19 protein-coding genes and 2 pseudogenes are annotated in these 21,957 nt (G+C 41.2%); 16 read left to right on the forward strand and 5 right to left on the reverse strand.

The features are described 5' to 3' along the window. The 10 genes from nuoH (at position 1) to MF4642_RS13010 (ending at position 9,380) form a co-directional block, all read left to right on the forward strand. The gene (gene nuoH, locus MF4642_RS12965) at positions 1–1,008 is read left to right on the forward strand and encodes an NADH-quinone oxidoreductase subunit NuoH (protein WP_004695391.1); all 1,008 of its coding nucleotides are present in this window, start codon (positions 1–3) and stop codon (positions 1,006–1,008) included. Between the two features lie 16 nt (positions 1,009–1,024). Continuing rightward, positions 1,025–1,567, forward strand: coding sequence for an NADH-quinone oxidoreductase subunit NuoI (nuoI, locus tag MF4642_RS12970; protein WP_004651038.1), 543 nt, complete (start codon positions 1,025–1,027; stop codon positions 1,565–1,567). Further along, complete coding sequence (gene nuoJ / locus MF4642_RS12975) at positions 1,567–2,085, forward strand: NADH-quinone oxidoreductase subunit J (RefSeq protein WP_171054232.1); 519 nt, start codon at positions 1,567–1,569, stop codon at positions 2,083–2,085. The genes nuoI and nuoJ overlap by 1 nt, the downstream gene beginning before the upstream one ends. Beyond that, positions 2,085–2,393 carry an NADH-quinone oxidoreductase subunit NuoK gene (gene nuoK, locus MF4642_RS12980; protein WP_004695395.1) on the forward strand — a complete coding sequence of 103 codons (309 nt, stop codon included), beginning with the start codon at positions 2,085–2,087 and terminating at the stop codon, positions 2,391–2,393. The genes nuoJ and nuoK overlap by 1 nt, the downstream gene beginning before the upstream one ends. After that, positions 2,390–4,279, forward strand: coding sequence for an NADH-quinone oxidoreductase subunit L (gene nuoL, locus MF4642_RS12985; RefSeq protein ID WP_005400345.1), 1,890 nt, complete (start codon positions 2,390–2,392; stop codon positions 4,277–4,279). Before nuoK ends, nuoL begins: the two co-directional genes overlap by 4 nt. A 7-nt stretch (positions 4,280–4,286) precedes the next feature. After that, the gene (gene nuoM / locus MF4642_RS12990) at positions 4,287–5,894 is read left to right on the forward strand and encodes an NADH-quinone oxidoreductase subunit M (RefSeq protein WP_171262524.1); all 1,608 of its coding nucleotides are present in this window, start codon (positions 4,287–4,289) and stop codon (positions 5,892–5,894) included. A gap of 3 nt (positions 5,895–5,897) precedes the next feature. After that, on the forward strand, positions 5,898–7,394 hold the full coding sequence (gene nuoN / locus MF4642_RS12995) for an NADH-quinone oxidoreductase subunit NuoN (RefSeq protein WP_005400347.1): 1,497 nt from the start codon (positions 5,898–5,900) through the stop codon (positions 7,392–7,394). Between the two features lie 122 nt (positions 7,395–7,516). Then, positions 7,517–8,152: a uracil phosphoribosyltransferase gene (upp, locus tag MF4642_RS13000; RefSeq protein WP_058870138.1), complete on the forward strand. Its 636-nt coding sequence runs from the start codon at positions 7,517–7,519 to the stop codon at positions 8,150–8,152. Positions 8,153–8,233: 81 nt separating this feature from the next. Continuing rightward, positions 8,234–8,527, forward strand: coding sequence for a cold shock domain-containing protein (locus tag MF4642_RS13005; RefSeq protein ID WP_004695403.1), 294 nt, complete (start codon positions 8,234–8,236; stop codon positions 8,525–8,527). 121 nt (positions 8,528–8,648) lie between these two features. Further along, entirely contained in the window at positions 8,649–9,380 is a 732-nt protein-coding gene (locus MF4642_RS13010) for a cold shock domain-containing protein (protein ID WP_078426490.1), read from the forward strand. Positions 9,381–9,410: 30 nt separating this feature from the next. Here MF4642_RS13010 and gigC read toward each other — a convergent pair whose 3' ends face one another. Further along, positions 9,411–10,289, reverse strand: coding sequence for a LysR family transcriptional regulator GigC (gigC, locus tag MF4642_RS13015; RefSeq protein ID WP_078426491.1), 879 nt, complete (start codon positions 10,287–10,289; stop codon positions 9,411–9,413). Positions 10,290–10,374: 85 nt separating this feature from the next. Between gigC and MF4642_RS13020 the strand changes: the two genes are divergently transcribed. The 4 genes and pseudogenes from MF4642_RS13020 to MF4642_RS13035 all read left to right on the forward strand — a co-directional run. Then, positions 10,375–11,136 (forward strand): ferredoxin--NADP reductase, encoded by a 762-nt coding sequence (locus MF4642_RS13020; protein ID WP_078426492.1) that lies wholly within the window; start codon positions 10,375–10,377, stop codon positions 11,134–11,136. A gap of 154 nt (positions 11,137–11,290) precedes the next feature. Continuing rightward, on the forward strand, positions 11,291–12,313 hold the full coding sequence (locus MF4642_RS13025; RefSeq protein ID WP_078426493.1) for a molecular chaperone DnaJ: 1,023 nt from the start codon (positions 11,291–11,293) through the stop codon (positions 12,311–12,313). A gap of 89 nt (positions 12,314–12,402) precedes the next feature. After that, a complete protein-coding gene (locus MF4642_RS13030; RefSeq protein WP_004695414.1) occupies positions 12,403–13,593 on the forward strand; it encodes a hypothetical protein in 1,191 nt (396 codons plus the stop codon). A 407-nt stretch (positions 13,594–14,000) separates the two neighbouring features. After that, a pseudogene (locus MF4642_RS13035) lies at positions 14,001–14,212 on the forward strand (endonuclease domain-containing protein); the annotation flags it as partial. A gap of 178 nt (positions 14,213–14,390) precedes the next feature. On the opposite strand, the gene MF4642_RS13040 reads toward MF4642_RS13035, so the two are convergent. From MF4642_RS13040 to MF4642_RS13050, 3 genes are all read right to left on the reverse strand, one after another. Further along, positions 14,391–15,086 carry a hypothetical protein gene (locus MF4642_RS13040; RefSeq protein WP_078426494.1) on the reverse strand — a complete coding sequence of 232 codons (696 nt, stop codon included), beginning with the start codon at positions 15,084–15,086 and terminating at the stop codon, positions 14,391–14,393. A gap of 119 nt (positions 15,087–15,205) precedes the next feature. Continuing rightward, positions 15,206–16,441: a hypothetical protein gene (locus MF4642_RS13045; protein WP_078426495.1), complete on the reverse strand. Its 1,236-nt coding sequence runs from the start codon at positions 16,439–16,441 to the stop codon at positions 15,206–15,208. Between the two features lie 64 nt (positions 16,442–16,505). Beyond that, on the reverse strand, positions 16,506–19,400 hold the full coding sequence (locus MF4642_RS13050) for a valine--tRNA ligase (RefSeq protein ID WP_078426496.1): 2,895 nt from the start codon (positions 19,398–19,400) through the stop codon (positions 16,506–16,508). Between the two features lie 182 nt (positions 19,401–19,582). Here MF4642_RS13050 and MF4642_RS13055 point away from each other — a divergent pair, with 182 nt between their 5' ends. Then, the gene (locus MF4642_RS13055; protein WP_078426497.1) at positions 19,583–20,257 is read left to right on the forward strand and encodes a hypothetical protein; all 675 of its coding nucleotides are present in this window, start codon (positions 19,583–19,585) and stop codon (positions 20,255–20,257) included. Positions 20,258–20,269: 12 nt separating this feature from the next. Next, positions 20,270–21,076 carry an SDR family NAD(P)-dependent oxidoreductase gene (locus MF4642_RS13060; RefSeq protein ID WP_078426498.1) on the forward strand — a complete coding sequence of 269 codons (807 nt, stop codon included), beginning with the start codon at positions 20,270–20,272 and terminating at the stop codon, positions 21,074–21,076. Positions 21,077–21,176: 100 nt separating this feature from the next. Here MF4642_RS13060 and MF4642_RS13065 read toward each other — a convergent pair. Continuing rightward, positions 21,177–21,737 (reverse strand): annotated as a pseudogene (locus tag MF4642_RS13065) (agmatine deiminase family protein); the annotation flags it as partial. Positions 21,738–21,957 lie beyond the last annotated feature (220 nt).

Consider the following 21,957-nt stretch of genomic DNA (forward strand, 5'->3'; position numbering starts at 1 on the left):
ATGCAACAAGAATTAATCCGTCAAACGCCGCTTTGGGCTGAGAACTGGCCAATTGCCTACTCAGTCATTCAAGCGATTGTGATTTTACTCGTTGTAGTACTCATCGCTGCGTTGATGTCTTTTATTGAGCGTCGTTTACTGGGCTTATGGCAAGACCGTTATGGTCCGAACCGTGTAGGTCCTGGGGGGATGTTCCAGATCGTTGCCGACATGTTGAAAATCATGTTCAAAGAAGACTGGACACCAAAGTTTGCTGACAAATTGACTTTCCGTTTAGCTCCTGCTGTTGCCATGGCAACAGCGGTGATGTCGTTCATGGTTATTCCTGTATCACCATACTTAGGTGTTGCAGACATGAGCATCGGTCTATTGTTCTTTATGGCAATGGCAGGTATTGCAGTCTATGCGGTATTGTTTGGTGGTTGGTCATCAAACAACAAATATGCATTGCTTGGTGGTCTACGTTCTGCAGCTCAAACCATTTCGTATGAAGTGTTCTTGGGTATTTCATTGATGGGTGTGGTTGCAATTGCAGGCTCATTCAACATGCGTGAAATTGTAGAAGCACAAAAAGATGTATGGTTTGTCATTCCACAGTTCTTAGGTTTCCTAATCTTCGTGGTTGCAGGTGTTGCGGTAACTCACCGTCACCCATTTGACCAACCAGAAGCAGAACAAGAATTGGCGGAAGGTTACCACGTCGAGTACGGCGGTATGAAATGGGGGATGTTCTTCGTTGCAGAATATGTCAACGTAGTTCTGATCTCTGCATTGATCGTAACGCTATTCTTCGGTGGTTGGTTAGCGCCATTTAACATCGATATTCCGTTCATTCCACCAGTATTCTGGTTCATTATCAAAACAGCATTCTTTGTGATGATGTTTGTCTTGGCTCGTGGTTCACTTATGCGTCCGCGTTATGACCAAGTGATGAACTTTGGTTGGAAGATTTGCTTACCATTAGCGTTAGTTAACTTATTAGTTACTGGCGCAGTGATTCTGTGGTAAGGGCAGGGAGAATAAAATGTATAAAATTCTAGCTGGGTTCGGGTCAATCGTACGTTCACTGTGGATGGTTTTCTCACACGTGACACGTAAACGTGACACCATTCTTTACCCAGAAGTGCCAGCCGAACAAATTGTTCCACCACGTTTCCGTGGTCGTATCGTGTTAACACGTGACCCAGATGGTGAAGAACGTTGTGTTGCGTGTAACTTATGTGCAGTTGCATGTCCTGTTGGCTGTATTTCACTACAAAAAGCAGAAAAAGAAGATGGTCGTTGGTATCCGGAGTTTTTCCGTATCAACTTCTCACGCTGTATTTTCTGCGGTATGTGTGAAGAAGCATGTCCGACGACTGCAATTCAAATGACTCCAGATTTCGAGTTGGGTGAATACGTTCGTCAAGACTTGGTATATGAGAAAGAAAACTTACTCATTTCAGGTCCTGGTAAATACCCAGACTACAACTTCTACCGTGTAACAGGTATGGCTGTAACTGGAAAAGACAAAGGTCAAGCGCAGCGTGAAAGCGCACCAGTTGATGTACGGAGCTTATTACCATGATGTGGCCATTTTATTTGATGGCACTTGTGGCCATCGTTTCTACGATTCGTGTTGTGACCAACGCGAATCCTGTACACGCTTTATTAAGCTTGATCGTGTCACTTCTTGCGGTTGCAGGCATGTTTATGATCGTAGGTGCGCCATTTGCTGGCGCGCTTGAGATCATCGTCTATGCAGGCGCGATCATGGTGTTATTCGTATTCGTAGTGATGATGTTAAACCTTGGTCAACACACCGTTGAACAAGAACGTAAATGGTTAACATCGTCTGCTTGGGCATATCCAGCACTCATGAGCTTCTTAATGGGCTTGGTGTTGGTGTGGATGCTCGGCTCTGACTACACAGTGGCTGGCCCTGTTATGGGTACCGAAGTTGTGGGTCCAAAAGCCGTTGGCCAAGCACTCTTTACTCACTATTTATTATTGGTTGAAGTTGCTGCCATGTTATTGCTTGCTGCGTTGGTTGCAGCATTCCATCTTGGCAAACGTGAACCAGGTGCAGAAGAGGACAAACAATAATGGGCAACATCCCTTTAGAACATGGTTTGATTGTTGCAACCATTCTTTTTGCACTGGGTTTTTACGGTGTGATGGTGCGACGCAATCTATTATTTATGTTAATGAGCCTTGAAATCATGATGAACGCAGCTGCGCTTGCGTTTGTTTTGGCTGGTAGTGCATGGGTACAACCAGACGGACAAATCATGTTTATTCTGATCTTAACGCTTGCTGCGGCAGAGGCTTGTATTGGTCTTGCGATCGTCCTTCAGTTCTACCATCGCTTCCATCACTTGGATGTGGATGCTGCTAGTGAGATGCGCGGATGAGTTTTTTATATTTAACAGTATTATTCCCGCTCATTGGTTTTGTCCTTTTAGCGGCAGGTCGCAACAAGCTTCCTGAAAATGTCGCTGCTATTATTGGTGTGGGGGCGGTTGGCCTTTCTGCATTGGTTGCTTTGATCGCTGGTTTAGACTTTGTTAACAATGGCAAAGTGACCTATGTTCAACATCTTTGGACATGGTTCAATGTAGGTAACCTAAGCCCAGGCATTAGCTTACATCTTGACGGTCTATCACTGCTCATGATGGGTATGGTGACGGGTGTGGGTTTCCTGATTCACATCTTTGCATCTTGGTACATGCGTGGTGAAGAAGACTTCGCGCGTTTCTTCTCTTATTTCAACCTGTTCGTTGCCAGCATGTTGCTGCTCGTATTGGGCGATAACTTAGCGTTATTGTTCTTAGGTTGGGAAGGCGTAGGTCTATGCTCTTACTTGCTGATTGGTTACTACTACCAAAACCCTGCAAATGGTTTTGCAGCAATTAAAGCATTTACCGTAACACGTGTCGGTGACGTTTTCTTACTGATCGCTTTGTTCTTAATTTACCAACAGTTCGGTACTTTAAACATTGCTGAAGTGGTTGCAGCTGCACCAACAGTGATGACACAAAGTTCATCTTTAACCATTTGGACAGCACTGATGTTGTTCTTGGGTGCTGCAGGTAAATCTGCACAGATCCCATTACAAACATGGTTGGCCGATGCAATGGCAGGTCCTACTCCTGTATCTGCATTGATCCACGCTGCAACGATGGTAACTGCAGGTGTTTACCTGTGCTGCCGTATGTACACCGTGTTTGAAATGGCCCCTGAAGTGATGATGTTTATCTCAATCACTGGTGCGGTAACGTTGTTGGTGGCTGGTTTTGCTGCATTGGTTCAAACCGACATCAAACGTATTTTGGCTTACTCAACGATGAGTCAGCTGGGTTATATGTTTATGGCTGTGGGTGCTGAAGCTTACCAAGCAGGCCTGTTCCACATGCTGACTCACGCATTCTTCAAGGCATTATTGTTCTTGTCTTCAGGTGCAGTGATTTTGGCTTACCACCACGAACAAAACATCTTCAAGATGGGCGGTTTGTTCTACAAGAACAAATTCCTATTTGCTTGTTTCGCCATTGGTGGCGGTGCATTGGCCGCGATTCCATACTTCACCGTGGGCTTCTTCTCGAAAGACGCGATCTTGGGCGCAGTTTGGGTACAAGGCGAATCAATCGCAGTATATAACTCATTGTATTGGGTGGGTGTAGCTGGTGCTTTCTTAACGTCGATTTACACATTCCGCCTCATTTGGGTTGTGTTCTTTGGTAAAGAAAATACGCCGTATCATGCGATTAAAGGCATTACCTTCTGGGGTCCTTTGGCGATTCTTGCTGTACTTTCAACTTTCGTCGGTGCGGCACTTAAAGCACCTGTGGAAAGCATTTTAAATGCAGCAAAAATTCCAGCATTTGTGATTCCTGAAGCTTTAGAACATGGCATGCATAGCGCTGAATGGACTGCTGTAGGTATTGCATTGGTTGGTTTAGTGATTGGTGTGGTCTTATTCGCGTTTGCTTATAGCGCAGTGAAAGGCTTTGCTAAAACGTCATTGGGTGCAGGTCTTGCAAACATTTGCCGTAATGCACTGGGCTTCGATGCGCTGTATGACATCGTTTTTGTGAAACCATATTTGCTTATTGCGAAGATTTTAGGTCGTGATCCAATTGATCGTTTGTGGTTAGTCTTGCCTGCACTTGTAAAAGGCGGTCACAGCTTCACAAGTTCACGTCAGACGGGTTCATTGCGTGATTACGCATCAAGCATGGCATTAGGTATCTTTGTATTGCTAATGGTCTTGATCGTCACTCAGATCGTGGGGAAATAAGATGGAAATCACAAACAACTGGATTCTACCCGCGCTGATCTTAGTTCCGTTCATTGCTGGTTTTATTTGTTGGTTAGTCGACAAACTCGACGACAAACTGCCGCGTTATATCGCGTTAGTGGGTATGCTCATTACTTTGGGCTTAACTGTTGCCCTATGGCAGACAGGTACATTTAACTACGAACTTGGCGCGAAAGTGCCATCGTGGTCTGCTGAATTCATGTTGCCATGGATTCAGACTTTAGGCATTAACATTCACTTAGCGGTGGATGGTCTATCTCTATTAATGGTGGGCTTAACGGCACTTTTAGGTGTGTTGGCTGTCGGCTGTTCTTGGGGTGAAATTCAAAAGAATGTTGGTTTCTTCCACTTAAACCTTTTATGGTCTTTGGGTGGTGTGATCGGTGTATTCTTAGCGATTGACATGTTCTTGTTCTTCTTCTTCTGGGAGATGATGCTTGTACCTATCTACTTCTTGATCGCGCTTTGGGGTCATAAAGGGGCAGAAGGTAAATCACGTGTTTACGCTGCAACCAAATTCTTTATCTATACGCAAGTCGCTGGTCTTATTATGTTGATCGGTATCCTAGGCCTTGTGGTTTATGGTTACATGATGACGGGTATGATCGGTTTTGATTACAACTACTTATTAGCTGTAGCCAACACTTTAGACAAAGAATTACCTACCGTTGCTTATGCATTCATGCTGTGTTTATTTGTCGGTTTTGCGGTAAAACTTCCAGTTTTCCCATTACACGGCTGGTTACCAGATGCGCATGCACAAGCACCTACAGCAGGTTCGGTTGACCTTGCAGGTATCTTAATTAAGACCGCTGCATATGGTTTACTACGTTTTGTGATTCCATTCTTCCCAGCGGCTTCTGCACAGTTTGCAGACATCGCGATCATTTTCGGTTTAATCGGTATCTTCTACGGTGCTTGGTGTGCTTTCCAGCAAACCGATATGAAACGTTTACTTGCGTACACGTCAATTTCACACATGGGCTTTGTTTTACTTGCGATTTACGCAGGTAACATCTTAACCTTCCAAGGTTTGATGATCATGATGTTGGCACATGGCTTGTCATCTGCTGCATTGTTCATTATGTGTGGTCAAGTGTACGAGCGTGTTCATACACGTGATATGCGTTTGATGGGCGGTATGCGTGGTCAGTTCCCATATCTTGCATTCTTCCTCATGTTCTTCGTGGCGGCGCTTGTGGGTATTCCAGGTCTAGGTAACTTCATTGGTGAGTTCCTGATCCTGATGGGTTCTTATGCAAAATTCCCAGTGTTTACTATTCTTGCAGCAGTAAGCTTAGTATTTGCAGGTCTTTATGGCTTAATTCTGATCCACAAAGCGTTGTTTGGTACGCCAAACGAAGAACAACAGCAGCACTACAACAACCCATTGAAAGATTTAAATGCGCGTGAAGTAGTGATCTTGTTAATCTGTGCTTTCGGTCTGTTATGGCTTGGTCTGTACCCACAAAGCTTCCTTGATATTTCAAATTCAAGCATGGCGTGGTTAGCGAACAGCTACATTCCTGTACAAGAAGTAGTTGACGTTGCGAGTCAAGCAACTGTTCAACTCGAAAATGTGGAGATGCAATAAGTCATGAACTTCACAATGTCATTTTCTGAGCTTATGCCTTTAGCTCCTGTGATGATCGTTGCTTTAACAACGATCGTCGTGATGATTCTTACTGCGATTAAGCGTAACCATAACTTAATTGCAACAGCATCAGTGGTGGGCTTAAACCTTGCAGCAGCATATGTATTATTCACAATGTTCGGTGGTGCTTTTAAACCAGCGAACGTGATGGGTATGTTCATGGTGGATGCGTTCACCTTGCTGTACCAAGTAATTATTCTAATTGCTGCTTTGGCATGCTGTACTTTGTCGCATGCCTATATCGAAAGCTATAAAGATAACCGTGAAGAACTGTATATCTTAATGTTGTCATCAGTGACTGGTGCAATGTTAATGGTGGCAAGCTCTCACTATGCATCGTTCTTCATTAGCCTTGAGTTGATGTCGATTCCTGTATATGGCTTATTGGCCTATACACACCAGCGCTCTAAGTCTTTAGAAGCGGGTGTGAAGTACTTGGTGCTTTCAGCAACAGCTTCGGCAATGTTGTTGATGGGTATGGCTTATATTTACGCGTACACAGGTTCAATGTCGTTCTATGACAATGTTCAAGCGTTAATGCAAAACATCCAACAGCCAATGGTACTTTTAGGTTTAGGCCTGATTGTTTTTGCTGTGGCATTCAAACTGTCTTTAGCGCCATTCCACAAATGGACGCCAGACGTTTATGCAGGTGCACCGACTCCGATCGCAACATTCCTTGCTACAGCTGCAAAAGTAGCGACGATTGGTCTGTTTGTACGTTACATCCTTACTTCAGGTGCGATTCTTGTTGACTCAATCGTCACGATCTTAACCGTGATTGCGGTATTATCGATCTTGGTGGGTAACTTCCTTGCAGTGAAACAAGTGAACTTGAAACGTATCTTGGCATACTCTTCAATTGCACACTTTGGTTACTTGTTGATTGGTTTAATCAGCATGACTTATGCAAGCCTTGGTAACGTATCGGTCTATGTGATCACTTATGTGTTAACTACGATTGGTGCGTTCGGTGCGGTTGCATTGATGTCTAGTCCATACAACAACGTAGACGAAGCAGAAAGTCTAGCGGACTACCGTGGTCTATTCTGGCGTCGTCCAGTGCTGACTGCCGTGTTAACCGTGATGATGCTATCGCTTGCAGGTATTCCATTGACAGCGGGCTTCATTGGTAAGTTCCTTGTGGTCATGGCTGCCGTAACGACTCAGCACTGGTTCCTTGCTGCGATGATCATCGTTGGGTCTGGTATTGGTCTGTACTACTATCTCCGTGTGATGGTTGTCATGTACATGACACCACCAGATGCACCTCGTGTAGATGCTGTGGATCATTGGGGCCAAAAAGTGGGTGGTATTATGGTGCTTTTAGCTGCGGCAGCAGTGCTTGTGATTGGTATCTATCCAGATCCAATTATCAAGTTAGCACTCCAGTCAGAGATTCTATCTCCAATCCACTTTATGCTTTCTCAACAGCACTAATTTTTAAAAACGTTTCGTTTTAACAAAAAAGCCTCCATCAATTGGGGGCTTTTTTGTTTTTATCGCACGATAAAAAGCTTTATAATGTAAGGAATTTTATTTTACCTTTTAGGTGCTCTCCCGTGGCTATCCATGAAATTCGTCATCCGCTGATTCGTCATAAGCTTGGTCTTCTTCGTCGTGCCGATATCAGCACTAAAAACTTCCGTGAGCTGGCTCAAGAAGTGACCATGCTGTTGACCTATGAAGCGACCAAAGATTTGCCTGTTTGCGACCATGAAATTGATGGTTGGAATGGTAAAGTAACGGTAGATCGCATTGTGGGTAAAAAAATCACGGTTGTGCCAATTTTACGTGCGGGTATTGGTATGTTGGATGGTTTTTTAAACCTGATTCCAAGTGCTAAAGTGTCTGTACTGGGTTTAGAGCGTGATGAAGAAACACTTGAAGCACGTACCTATTACAAAAAATTAGTTCCAGATGTACAAAACCGTTTAGCGATGATCATCGACCCAATGCTTGCAACGGGTTCTTCATTGGTTGCTGCGATTGATGTATTGAAAGCAAGTGGCTGTAAAGACATCCGTGTGATGGTGTTGGTTGCGGCACCTGAAGGCATTAAACGTGTTTTGGATGCGCACCCAGATGTCACTATTTTCACGGCTTCAATTGACCAAGGCTTAAATGCCAATGGTTATATCGTGCCGGGTCTAGGCGATGCGGGCGACAAAATCTTTGGTTCAGTTCAAAAAGATTAAGATTGAGCCCCAGCAAAAAGAGGCTTTTATAGCCTCTTTTTTATATACTACAACAAAGCGTGTACATATTAGGATCTGTTTATGAAGGCCGAGCAATATCAAGGAAAAGTTAAGCAATATAACGCTGACAAAGGTTTTGGCTTTATTTCCTCACCTGAAGGCGAAGTATTTTTTCATATCTCGGATTTTCCTGCAGACTCAGGTGAGCCGAAACGCAATGAACGCGTGAAGTTTAATGTGGTTGAAAATGGCGATCGCTATAAAGCGATTAAAATTGAGCGGGTTGAAGACAACTCTGCCAAAGCCAAAAAATCGAAAGTCTCAAGCCATAATAAATCGATTACCACAGACTTATTGTCTAATTTTAGACGCTAAGTCAGCGTTGATTCAGAGTGAAATCGTGCAAAGATTAATCTTTGCATTTTGAAGCAAAGAGGCTTTTTAGCCTCTTTATTATTGATTACAATACGAAAAATACAATTGAATAGAGCAGATTATGTTTCTGAAAGGGAAAATCAAAAGCTTTAGTACCTCACGTGGTTTTGGTTTCATTGAGGTGGAAGGGGATATTGATGATGTGTTTTTTCATATCAAAGATTTGCCACAGCACAACATTGAACCCAAGCTTGGTGAAGTGCTTCAGTTTATGATTGTAGAAGACCAAGGCAAGTTTAAGGCTGGCAATATCCAGCGGCTTGGTCTGACCTCAGAAAGCAAAGCAACGACACCATCAAATAAGAAAAAAACGCGTACCCAAGCCTCACCAAGGTACCATGAGGCAGGGCATAAAAGTACCATCATCACCGTGATTGGGATCATTATCGTCGCGGTATTGGGCTTTTTGACCTATGGGAAATATCAAAGTTATAGTGCAGAAAAACAGCGTAAAGCTGAGCAGTTGATGTTCGAGCAACAACAGATTGTAGAAGAACAGCGTAAAGCTTTAGGAAAGTTGCCCGATCAAATCCTATCTGAGCAAGGGAAGCGTAATTTAGATGCAGGTCTGCATCAGACCAATCAACCACGCTCTGAACGCGTGACGGAAAGTATTGATAAACAAAATGGTCGCTTACCTGTCAGCACAGGGCAGTTTAAATGCGATGGACGAACCCATTGCTCCCAAATGCGTTCTTATGAAGAAGCGGTTTACTTCTTAAGGAACTGTCCAAATACCCAAATGGATGGGAACAATGATGGTGAGCCATGTGAGCGCCAATTTGGGAAATAAAAAAAGCACCCTTGGGTGCTTTTTACTTACTTATTTTTCGCAGAATTTCATAAAGGCTTTGAGTCCTGGGCCTTGGTACTTCTGACGATGTACCAACATGAACAGTGGACGCGTTAGAGACCAAAACGGAGTATCAAGCACCACCAACTGGCCTTTTTCGCGCAAAGGTTCAGTTGCCAGCTTTGAAATGCATGACATCCCTAAACCACCAGCCACGATTTTTAAAATCGCTTCATTATGACCCAAGGTCAGACGGATGTTGGCATCAGGCAAGTCTTTCAAAATAGCATTATCAAACACTTCACGTGTACCTGAACCTTCTTCACGCAAGATCCACTCGACCGATTTAAAGTCTTCAGGCGTTAATGTGCGATTTAACTGCGCCAAAGGATGATCTGGTGCACAGCAGACCGCTAATTCATCGTCACGCCAGTGAATACATTGCAGTTGTGGCAAGTGACAAGAGCCTTCAATCAAGGCCAAATCCAGTTGGAACTGATTCACCGCCTCAATCATTTGACGGGTGTTACCAACTTGCAGCTGTAAATGGGCTTGAGGTTGAATTTGTAAGAAGTCAGACATCAGGTCAGGCATGAGGTAGTCACTGATGGTCAGGGTTGCACCCAAACGTAAATCAATGCTTTGTAACTCACCTTTAGCAGCTTGCTCGAAAGCATCACAGCGACCCAAAATTTCTAAAGCTTGTGGCAGCAGGAAACGACCCAAATCGTTGAGCTGAAGACGCTTACCTAGACGGTCAAACAGTGGAGCCCCTAAACCGTCCTCTAGATCTGCTAAAGCCATACTCGCAGCACTCTGGGTGAGTCGAACCGCATCACTGGCTTTGGTTACTGTGCCTTCTTGAGCAACTGCTACAAAAACCGCCAACTGGCGTAAAGTCATGCGCATGAATATAGCCTTAACATTTAAAAAATATTAACAAATTATGTGGTCATGCTAACATGAGCAACGTCTTTGATGCCACGCTGAAATCATGTCAATTGAAAAATTTAGCCTAGAAAAGGTTTTATCCGTACACCGTTGGACCAATACACTTTTTAGCTTCACCATGACGCGACCTGCACATTTTAAGTTTACCGCAGGACAATTTGCCCGTATTGGCATCAAAGTGGGGGATGAATTGGTGGTTCGAGCGTATTCGGTGGTGTCCTCTCCTTTTGATGAAACTTTAGAGTTTTTCTCGATTGTGGTGCCTGAAGGTGCATTTACCTCGAATTTACAACACTTAAAAGTCGATGATGAGATCTACCTCGAAAAGATCCCGTACGGCTTTTTGACCTTGGCGCGTTATCAGTTGCCACTACCAAAAGACTTATGGTTACTGGGCACAGGGACAGGGCTTGCACCTTTTATTTCGATGTTACAAGACTTTGAGACGTGGTCGAAATACGAGAGCATTACACTGGTTTATAGTGTACGTACAGCCTCTGAACTGGCCTATGCAACACGCATTCAAGAAATTGCAGAGACATTTGGTGAAGGGCATACAGGCTTTAAATTTGTGCCGATTATTACCCGTGATCCGCATGCGCCACTACATGACCGCTTACCTGTACTGATTGAAAATGGTGAGCTTGAAAAAGCAGTCGGTTTGAGCTTGAACCCTGAAACCAGCCATGTGATGCTGTGTGGTAACCCGCAAATGGTCGAAGATACCAAAGAGGCATTAAAAGCACGTGGCCTGACCATGAACCGCCGTGGTGAAGGGAATATTGCGGTCGAAAACTATTGGTAAAGCTATTTATCTAAATAAAATGCTCATCGAATGATGGGCTTTTTTTATTTGAAATTTGGATCACTCAGATTTTAAACTTGGCTCAAAGAGAGTAGCGCAGCTTGTGCGTTAAGATCGCGCTATAATTTCTCTTTTGTACTGGGTTGGATGGGTTATGTCTTCAGCGTTAAAAACGACGGCTCAGCCTGAGGCTCAACTCAGTCCGCAGCAGAAAAAATTAAATCGTTTGATTGAGCGTATTGAACAGCAAAAACAAGAACTGGCAGCATGGCAAAATGCGCAAGCCGACATTCAAAACTATACACGCAGTAAGCTTTTACCTGTGTATAGCGAGTTACATACGGTGTTATTTGTACAGCTCGATACCCTGTGGAGTCACTTAGCCAGTGATGCCTTTAGCAAAGCTGATTTGGTGCAGATTGACACCAAAATAGCTGCTTTAGCCAAGATGCTAAAAAAATCTCAGATGCTGACTTCCGCGCAGAAAGAACAGGTAGAGAAAATTGATACTTTCTATATGCAGCATGCAGAGCATGTACGTGCGAAGAAAGCCAAAGCAAACTCAATACAAAGTCATGATCTCGCTGAAACGGTAGAACAAAACGTAGATGTAGACTGGGAAAATTATGAATATGATTCTGCCGAATATGAAGCAGAACGAGAAAGTGCCAAGCAGTTAAAACAACAAGAAAAACGTGAGCAAGCAGCCAAAATGGCAGAGCAGTCACTGAAAACCGTGTATTTAAAAATTACCGCGATGATTCACCCTGACCGTGAGCCTAATGAAGCGAAGAAATTAGATAAGACTGAACTTTTGCAGAAGGTCAATGAAGCCCATGCAGAGCAGGATTTATTTTATTTATTGAAACTTCAGTTACAGCTAGAGACCAATAAAGGCCTAAGCTCAAAAGCTTTAAGTTCGGAACAAGTGAAGTTTTATCAGTTGTCTTTGGAAGCACAGAGTCAGAATTTGCAAAGCCAGTTAGTGGTGATCTTTGCGTCTTTTCACTTGAGCAGTCATATCAATACCAAACAGCTCAAAATGAGTGATGTGTATAAGGTGATAGATAAGGATGCTACCGAGTTAAAACAGCAGTTGAAGTGGGAAAAGGAACGTTTAAAGCATATGAAAAAGGTGAGTGGGATGAAGATCTTGATGGAGCATGGGGTTCTATGAGATAAGATTTTACTATTTTAAACAAATAGTCGTAGGCATGCTTTCTGTTAAAATATTGAGTCAAATCGCATTTGTATTGAAATAAAGTCATGAGCATTTTAGATTTAAGTTTGTATCAAGAAACTGAAAATTTATCCCCACAACAAAAAAAGTTTAATCGTCAGATTCAAAAAATTGAGAAATTACAACTCTCTTTGGTTGAGTGGCAACAAGCACAACAAAAAGTACAGGAGGATGCAAGTTTTGAACTCTTGCCATTATATGCCCAATGGCACCAAGTTTTATTTAGTCAACTAGAGGTACTTTGGCAATATAAACAATCGCATAAATTTGCTAAAACCCATTTAGAGCGTTTAGATAAAAAAATCTCAATTTTAGTGAGTCAACTTTTAAATAATCCCAATCTGTCTGAAGAACAACATAAATTGACCATCGTCATTGCTCAATTTTACAAAATTTTAGAAGACCATGATCATTTGCCTACATCACAAGTAGATGATACAGAGGATGATTTTCATTCAGAGCATGATGTTGATGAAATGATGCAAAAACAAGTGATGAAAGAAATTCTTGCAGATCAATTGGGTGTGTCTGAGGACTGGATTGACTTTGATTTTGATCTCGAAAATCTTGAAGAGTTTATGCAAAAAGTAAAAGAAAAATTTGATCGAGAGGAAGCTGATTTCATTCAAAATCAACTTAATGATCATGAACGTGAGGCATATCAAAAGTTTGCAGAAAAAGAAAAAAAGAAAATTTTAAAGAAGCAAATGCAACTTGAAGATGCAAAAAAAATGGCAGGGCAGTCATTAAAAAGCATTTATTTAAAAATTGCCTCTGTGATCCATCCTGACCGCGAAAGAGATGAGCAAAAACGTATAGAGAAAACTGAGCTTTTGCAGCAAGCAAATACTGCACTTGAAGAAAAAGATTTACTTACGCTGTTAAAGTTACGTGCTTATACAGAACAAGGTGATCAAAAACAAGCAGTTAAAATCGCAAATGAACATTTGAAATCTTATAATCTATTGCTAGAAGATCAAATTGAACAATTGCAAATTGAGTTAGATCACATTATTTACTCATTTGATTGGGAAAGCTCTGGTTTTTATAAACAGACTTTTAAACCTGCTGATTTGGCTAAGAAGTACCAATATGATTTGACAGAAATTCGAAGAAAGCTATTGCAAGATGAACAGTGTTTAAATAGTTATAAGGATTTTGATTGTTTAAAAAACTTACTTAAAAATAGAGCATTCGGCTGGTCATTTAATTTTTAAAGTGGGTTGAGCCTGTAAATAATTTTGTGTAATTGATTTTCATCAATTAAAGGTGATTGCTTAGGGGCGGTCAACAAATTCAATAATAAAGCGACTCATGGCTAAACGCCATGAGCTGCACAGCAGCGCAAGATAAGCGTATTTCACTTTTTAGACGCTGCATCACAATTGCTAGATAAATCACGTTACGCACAGCATCTCCGTTGGAAAGACTTTACGCTTTTTGATCGATTAGCGTATTTTCCATCTTTAATGACTTGATTGCTTTGGTGGCGTAGATGGCTTTGCATATCTATAATAAATAAGCAAAAAAGTAAAAGCCGAGCATGTGTATATGAAAAAGCTGAGTGGGGTGGAGATGTTGTTGGAACATGGGGTACTTTGATTTTCCCTCACCTCCTTGCGGACAGTATGTGATTGCACCGTATATTGTGGATTTTTACTGTCATGAAATTGGCTTGATCATTGAGTTGGATGGCAGTCAGCATGGAACTAATGATCTCATGGCATATGATGTTGAACGAACCAATTTTTTTTAGAGGCTTTGGGCTTAACTGCCGTGCGGTACTGGAATTCTGATGTGTTGGGGCTGACGGATGGGGTTTTGGAGGATTTGTGACAGGTGTGTTTTGAACTGAAAGTAAATCAATAATGTAAGCTCCTTCTCCCTTTGGGAGAAGGCGGGGGAAGAGGGTCGGTTTAATAATGAAAAAATTAAAAGCACCTTTCCCTAGCCCTCTCCTAAAAGGAGAGGAAAACAAGCTTTTAAATTTACAAGGTACAAGTATGTAGTTTATTTATTGAAAACCAATTTTTTCCTTAATAAATTCAGGTAAAAACTCTGGGTTTGGTGGAATATCCTTTCCAATTTTGACTTCAATTTTTTCTTCAATCTTCTGAATCAATGTTGTATTGTTATTTTGTGTTAAGTATTCTTTTAATTCATTACATAATCTTTGAGAAAACATTGAGTTAAAGAATCTTTCTATATATAGACAAATTGTATATTTATTTGGTTCAGTTAAAGTCAGTGGGAATTCTAATTTCTTAGCTTCTTCATGATTTGCATTATATTTAATCCTATAGAGTAAATTTAACTGCTTTCTTTGTGCTACTTGAATTTTGATATATTCATCAAGTAATTCATATAAATTATTTGCTAATTCATCATTATAAATATTTTTCTCAATTAATTTATCTATATGACTACATAAAATAGCTGAAAAGCTCATAAAATCTATGTCATTTATATATCTACAATGGTCTTGTACAAGTAGAGGGAAGTTTGGACTTTGTTTAAAAATTAAGTCTAAAAGATACTCATCAAAATCCATCTGTAATGGGGTTATGAGATAATTTTCTTCTAATGTTTCTTTCAGAAAATCAATTACATCAGGAATTGAGAACCCTAAATTATTGGTTAAGCCAATTTCATCTAAAAGTTCACCAATATTATTATATATTTTAGGAGTTTTAATTAAATTAAGAGACATGCGACATTGGTTGTATTCTTTTAATAAATTAAAACGTGAAGGGCATTTCATTAAAGATTTGAGAAATTTTTCAATTATTTTCGTATCGTGATATGTATAGCACAGATTGGCAATTAGAGTTAATATCCGCTTTTTTGCAAATGATCATAGAAATTAAAAGTAATAAGATTTTCTAATAATTGGTCAAGATTTTCTAATAGATATATAGATTTATCTTTATTATCACAAATATAAATTATCTTTATAGATTCTACAATGTTTTCATAAATATTAGCACAGTTGATGAGATGAGTAAAATGAAATACTATTCTAGAAAAATTATTGTATATGTATGTTGAATATTCAAAATTGTATTTTATTATGCTTATTGATTTTATATATTCAATAAATTCTTTAATATTCTTTTTTCTATTTTTTTGCTTTTTAGTAATTTTCTTAAATATCTTATTTCTATTTGACTCATATTCTTCATAATGTAAAGGTTGTGGAATCTCTCTTTCTAAAAAAATTCTTGGTGTATTTGCTAATAAGCTGAAAATTTCATGTTCAAATAAAATAACAGTAGGAGTTCGATTAGAGGTTAACCTAATGTTTAAATTTTGGATGTCTTTTTCAATTGTAAAATGATCTTCGCCTGTAAGTAAACTAACTTTATTTTCTAGTAGTTCCGTATCTAACTTGGTCAGAGGTAATTGTTTTCTATCGAATTCATAATCTATCATCATAGTAGATTGTACAATAGGATAGGATAAAACATGTTTGTGACTAAAAGCTTTGCCATTATTTCCTGTATATGGCTGTGTCCATGTTGGAAAGCATGAAGCAATATTCTTATCATCATGTACAAAATACATCAAACGTATAATTTTAGTTGGATCTGATTGAATATTACAGTAACCGATTAATTGATCATTTTTAGAATTTTCCAAATCTAAATTTTCTAAACCTTCTTTTATATACTCAATTAATTTTGTTTCATCTGTTTCTTCGGGAAATAAAGTTTTCCATAGATAACCAGAAATATAATATTTATCTACTGCTAGAGTTGCTGATGCAGCACGTTTATTGAATAAGGTTCTTGGTAATTTCGCTGTTAATACACCATTTTGTAGTTCTCGAACATAGAACCAATCCTCATGTAACGAGGAATTGTAGTTGTATAAGTGCGCTATAGTTGGGTGGTTTTTTAAGAAAGACTCAAAGCCATTTTTAATATGTAATCCACCAGTTAAAATTGACTTTGTTTGACCATTTCCAATCGGTTGAGTGGCAAACTCACCATCAATAATATGTTTTAAAGCTCTCTTAGATAAATAATATTTTTTCCCGTTTACTGCATCAAATTCTAAAGTCATAGTTAATATAAAGGGCTGAATAATCAGCCCTTTATACTACAAATTTGATTAAATTAACAACACATTAAAGCGCTGCAATTTGCTCCATATTCGCTTTAATTTTCGCTAACTGGTCAGCAAACTCAGCAAGTTTCACTTTCTCACCTTCAACTACAGCCGCAGGTGCTTTAGCCACAAAACCTTCATTGGAAAGTTTGCCTGCAATGACGTCATGTTGCTTTTGCACTTTGTCCAAGTCTTTCTGTAAACGACCTAATTCTGCTTTCGGGTCAATTAAACCTTTCATAGGAACAAAGACAGACGCATGTCCAACCACAGAGGAAGAAGACAATGGAGGTTGTTCGCCATTCGCCAAGAACGTAATGCTTTCAACTTTCGCCAAGGCTTTAAACAACGCTTCAATACGTGTGATCTGTGCTTTCTCAGCTTCCGTTGTGTTTTGTAGAAGCACTGGTAATAGACGTGCATTACCTAAGCCCATTTCACCACGGATGTTACGTACCGCACCAATCAAACCTTGAAGCCATTGCATATCTGCTTCAGCCTGTTCGTTTACACGCTCAGGATTGGCAACAGGGTACTGCGCCAGCATAATAGTTTCGCCAGAAATACCGAGTTTCGGTGCAAGCGTCTGCCAAATTTCTTCAGTCAAATACGGCATAAGCGGATGTGCAAGACGTAAAGACGCTTCCATGACTGCAAGGAGTACACGACGAACTTCAGCTTTACGCTCAACCGATACGTTTTCATCATTCAGAACAGGTTTTGTCAGTTCGACATACCAGTCACAGTATTCATTCCAAATGAACTCGTAAATCGCTTGTGCAGCCAAGTCTAAACGATAAGTTGCGAAAGCTTGTTGTACCGCTGCTTCTGCTTTTTGTAGACGGCTTACGATCCACTGTTCAGGTAATTCCCAAAGGTCTTGACGAACTTCGCTACCAATTTCTTGATTTTCACAGTTCATCATCACGAAACGAGTTGCGTTCCAGATTTTGTTGGCAAAGTTACGGTAGCCTTCAACACGCTTCATGTCGAATTTGATGTCACGACCTGTGTTGGCAAGTGCACAGAAAGTGAAGCGAACCGCATCTGTACCATATGCTTGAATGCCTTCTGGGAACTCTTTACGGGTCGATTTTTCAATCTTCGCCGCTTGTTTCGGGTTCATTAGACCAGTCGTACGTTTTTGTACCAAAGTCTCAAGGTCTACACCGTCAATCAAATCGAGTGGGTCAAGCACGTTGCCTTTCGACTTCGACATTTTTTGACCTTCACCATCACGGACTAAACCGTGAACATAGACCGTTTTAAACGGAACTTGTGGCGTACCATCTTCATTTTTCATGAAGTGCATCGTAAACATAATCATACGAGCAACCCAGAAGAAGATGATGTCAAAACCAGTCACCAATACATCCGTTGGGTGGAAGGTATTGAGGAAATAGTTTTCCGCATCTTTCTTGGCATCGCCAGTCCAACCTAAAGTTGAGAACGTCCAAAGTGCAGAAGAGAACCAAGTGTCGAGTACGTCTTCATCTTGGCTAAGCGCAACATCAGCAGGGATGTTATTTTTCTCACGGACTTCCACTTCGTCACGACCGACATAGATGTTGCCTTCAGCATCGTACCAAGCTGGGATACGGTGACCCCACCAAAGTTGACGAGAGATACACCAGTCTTGAATGTTGTTCATCCATGCCATGTACATGTTGCTGTACTGTTCAGGCACGAATTTGATACGACCATCTTGAACCGCTTCAATGGCAGGTTGCGCCAATGGTGCAATTTTCACATACCATTGATCCGTCAATAATGGCTCAACGATTACCCCTGAACGGTCACCACGAGGTGGTTTCAAGGTGTATGGTTGAATTTGATCTAACCAGCCTTCACTTTCTGCTTGTTCAACCAGTTTTTTACGTGCTTCAAAACGCTCTAAACCAATATAGTCCGCAGGGGCAGCAATGGTTTTCGAGATTTGTTCACCCGCTTTCGCGATATATTCAAACTCAGCCAATACTTCTGCATTTTTATTGAAGATATTGATGATAGGCAATTCACAACGCTTACCGACTTCATAGTCGTTAAAGTCATGTGCAGGAGTGATTTTCACACAGCCTGTACCGAATTCTTTATCGACATATTCATCTTTAACGATTGGAACAGCACGGCCTGTAATTGGCAGGATAATGTTTTGACCCACAAGGTGAGTATAGCGCTCATCATCCAGTGCCACAGCAACAGCGGTATCACCTAACAATGTTTCAGGACGTGTGGTCGCAACAACGATGTGGTCTTTACCATCATGGGTACGTAAGTTTTTATCTTCAAAGAAGTATTTGAAGTGCCACAGTGAACCTGCTTCTTCTTTATCCGACTCAACTTCTAAGTCAGAAAGCGCAGTTTGCAGTTTTGGATCCCAGTTTACCAGACGTTTGCCACGGTAAATCAAACCGTCTTCGTGCAGTTTAACGAACACTTCTTTGACGGCATTGGATAAGCCTTCATCCATGGTGAAGCGTTCACGCGACCAATCCACTGAAGAACCTAAACGACGGATTTGACGAGTAATCGTGCCACCTGATTGTTCTTTCCATTCCCAAACTTTTTCAATAAATTTTTCACGGCCAAGGTCATGACGGCTGACACCTTGAGCACCCAACTGACGCTCAACTACCATTTGCGTGGCAATACCCGCATGGTCTGTACCCGGTTGCCATAAGGTGTTTTTACCTGACATACGGTTGTAGCGTGTTAAGGCATCCATAATGGCATTGTTAAAACCATGACCCATGTGCAAGCTACCGGTGACGTTTGGCGGCGGAATCATGATACAAAATGACTCACCTTTTTCAGAGGGCTTGAAATAGCCACGCTCTTCCCAAGTTTGGTACCATTTTTTCTCGATCTCGGTCGGATCGTAAGTTGTAGCGATATTTTGCGCTGAATCAGTCATAGTTCAAACAGTTCAAAAGTAGATAAAAAATTGCATCTATTGTAGCAAAGAAATCGCAAATGGGGGCATGTAAAGCAAATGCGTTGATCTAGCAATTGCGACATGATGCAGAGCGCTTTATGATGTGTCTAAACCTAGAGTGCGCTTTGTTCGCAGTAAAAATCAAAAAAGGGGGGATCATTATGACTTATCAAATATCATTAAAATTAAAACCTGAAACTCACCAACGTTTTGCCCACATTCATCAACAGCTTAATGCCGGCGAAAGCCAAAGCCTTGCCAAACCTTTGGGTGAGGTTTTAGCGGATATTTCATGTGAAGTGATTGATCAAGTCTTTGGCGATCTTGCACGCTTGTCTACCTCAGGTGATGGGGAGTCTGAGAAAATTATTCAGCACATTGTGGACACTATGCGTAAGTACATGCCGTGGTCCGTGTCTTTTTTTTCAAATGACCGTCTAATTCCAATGGTGAATTATCTAGAGCAAATGATGTATGACACCGAGAGCATGCATTTTTTAAGCTACCCAGTCGAAAAAACCTTAGTTTCCGAACTTTTGGGTTGTGTGGAACAGATGGAAAAGGGCAATAACAGTTATGTTGCTCCAGCTTTGAAGGTGTTTACGCAAATTGTCGATCAAGGGGTGACCAGTCTGGTCCGTGAACCCAAAAAAATGCTTAAATTTAATCTGGTGGTCGATAAAACACTAAATGGGGTGATTAACTTAACGACTCAGTTGGGCTATAAACGTTTTGATAAATTAGGGCGTATCTATGATGCGCAGATGATGAGTCAATATTTTGATCATTTCCTGACTTTTTTAAATGATCAATCTGCAAATAAAACTTCGGTATGAGGCAATAAGGACATGGCACAGTTAAACAGTTTAGACGCTAAGGTGGTGTGGATTACGGGGGCATCTTCAGGGTTAGGAGAAGCACTGGCTAAAGAATGTGCTTTACAGGGTGCTGAGGTGGTCCTCACGGCAAGACGTTTTGACGAACTCGAAAAAGTTCGTGTCGGGCTGCTCAATCCAGATCAACATATTTCCATTTGTGCCGACATTACCGATGAAGCTCAAGTTCGTCATGCCTATGAGCAAGTGCTACAGAAAAAAGGTCGAATTGATTGGCTGATTAATAATGCGGGTTTAAGCCAGCGTGCCTTGATTGCTGACACCAGCATGCAGACTGAACGTGCGATTATGGAAGTGGATTATTTCTCACAAGTGTTTTTAACCAAAACTGTTCTACCAACATTTTTAGCGCAAAAATCAGGTCGTATTGCCTTTGTTTCGAGTGTTGCGGGACTATTGGGGACGCATTACCGTGCCAGCTATTCAGCAGCCAAGGCTGCCATTCATATGTGGGCAAATAGCCTGCGTGCCGAAGTGGCCAATGAGGGCGTAGATGTATCTGTGATTTTCCCGGGCTTTGTTAAAACCAATGTTTCGTTTAATGCTTTAAATGGCGAGGGTAAACCACAGGGTCATCAAGACGAAGCGATTGAAAATGGTCTAGAACCCGATATTTTTGCGCAAACGGTGGTGAGTGCTTTGCTTAAAGGTGAAGAATACATTGTAGTCGGTGGACGGAAGGAGAAAATGGGGGTTCTGGTATCTCGTTTATCGCCTACAACGTTGTATAAAATGATTCGTAAGATGAAAGTGAAGTAAATTTAAAAAGGCAGGAGGAACGTCTCTTCCACCTGCCTTTTTGCGGATGTTGTTTCCATATCCCATCCCCCCCATGTATTGATAGGGGAGCCGCACTGCACTACTTACTGATTTTATTTAAATAGTTTAAAAACAATTCCGCATTTTTCCCACGCACTTGCCAAGACATACAGCGCACACCACCGCCCATATGACAGACATTAGAAGACTGTACTGGAACAACAGTCCGTTTGGTTACACTACGAATTTGCTTTAACGCGACAGCATCTTCTTTAATCCCAAATTGCGGGAAGTAAATCCGTTCAGGCGTGACCAACATATTGGTGTATAGGCCACATGCAGAACCAAATTTTTCATCGTAGATTTCGCTGCCATCATAAGGGGTGATGATTTCACGAATTTTAACATTGGGAATGCCGCGCTTTAAATCTGCTTTGAGTTGCTTGGCATAGTCGGGATCTTCAGGGTAGGAGTTAATCACCAAGGTATTTTGGTCGACAAAGCTTACTACGCCATCGGCATGTTCCAAGCCCCCTTGTTCATCGGCTTCAATGAACGCAATCTGCTTTGCACCCGTCAGCGCCATGAGTTTCTTACGGGCTTCGCTTTCGGTGAGCTTGTTATCCGCTAGGAATTTGGTGCTGAGGACGACTGAACCGTACCGGGTTTGTCGGAGAGTCAATATTCTGAGAGACTATGCCGATGACAAAATTAAAATATACCCCTGAAATCAGAGAAAGAGCGGTTCAATTACTAGGGCTTGTTGAGAATTAACAAAGGCTACTGATTAATTTATAATAGTACTATGGATAGATACATACTTACTGATGCCCAATGGGCAAAAATGGAACCTTTTTGCCTAGGTAAAGTGACCGATCGAG

Source organism: Acinetobacter sp. MF4642 (assembly GCF_002018925.1).
GTDB lineage: Bacteria > Pseudomonadota > Gammaproteobacteria > Pseudomonadales > Moraxellaceae > Acinetobacter > Acinetobacter johnsonii.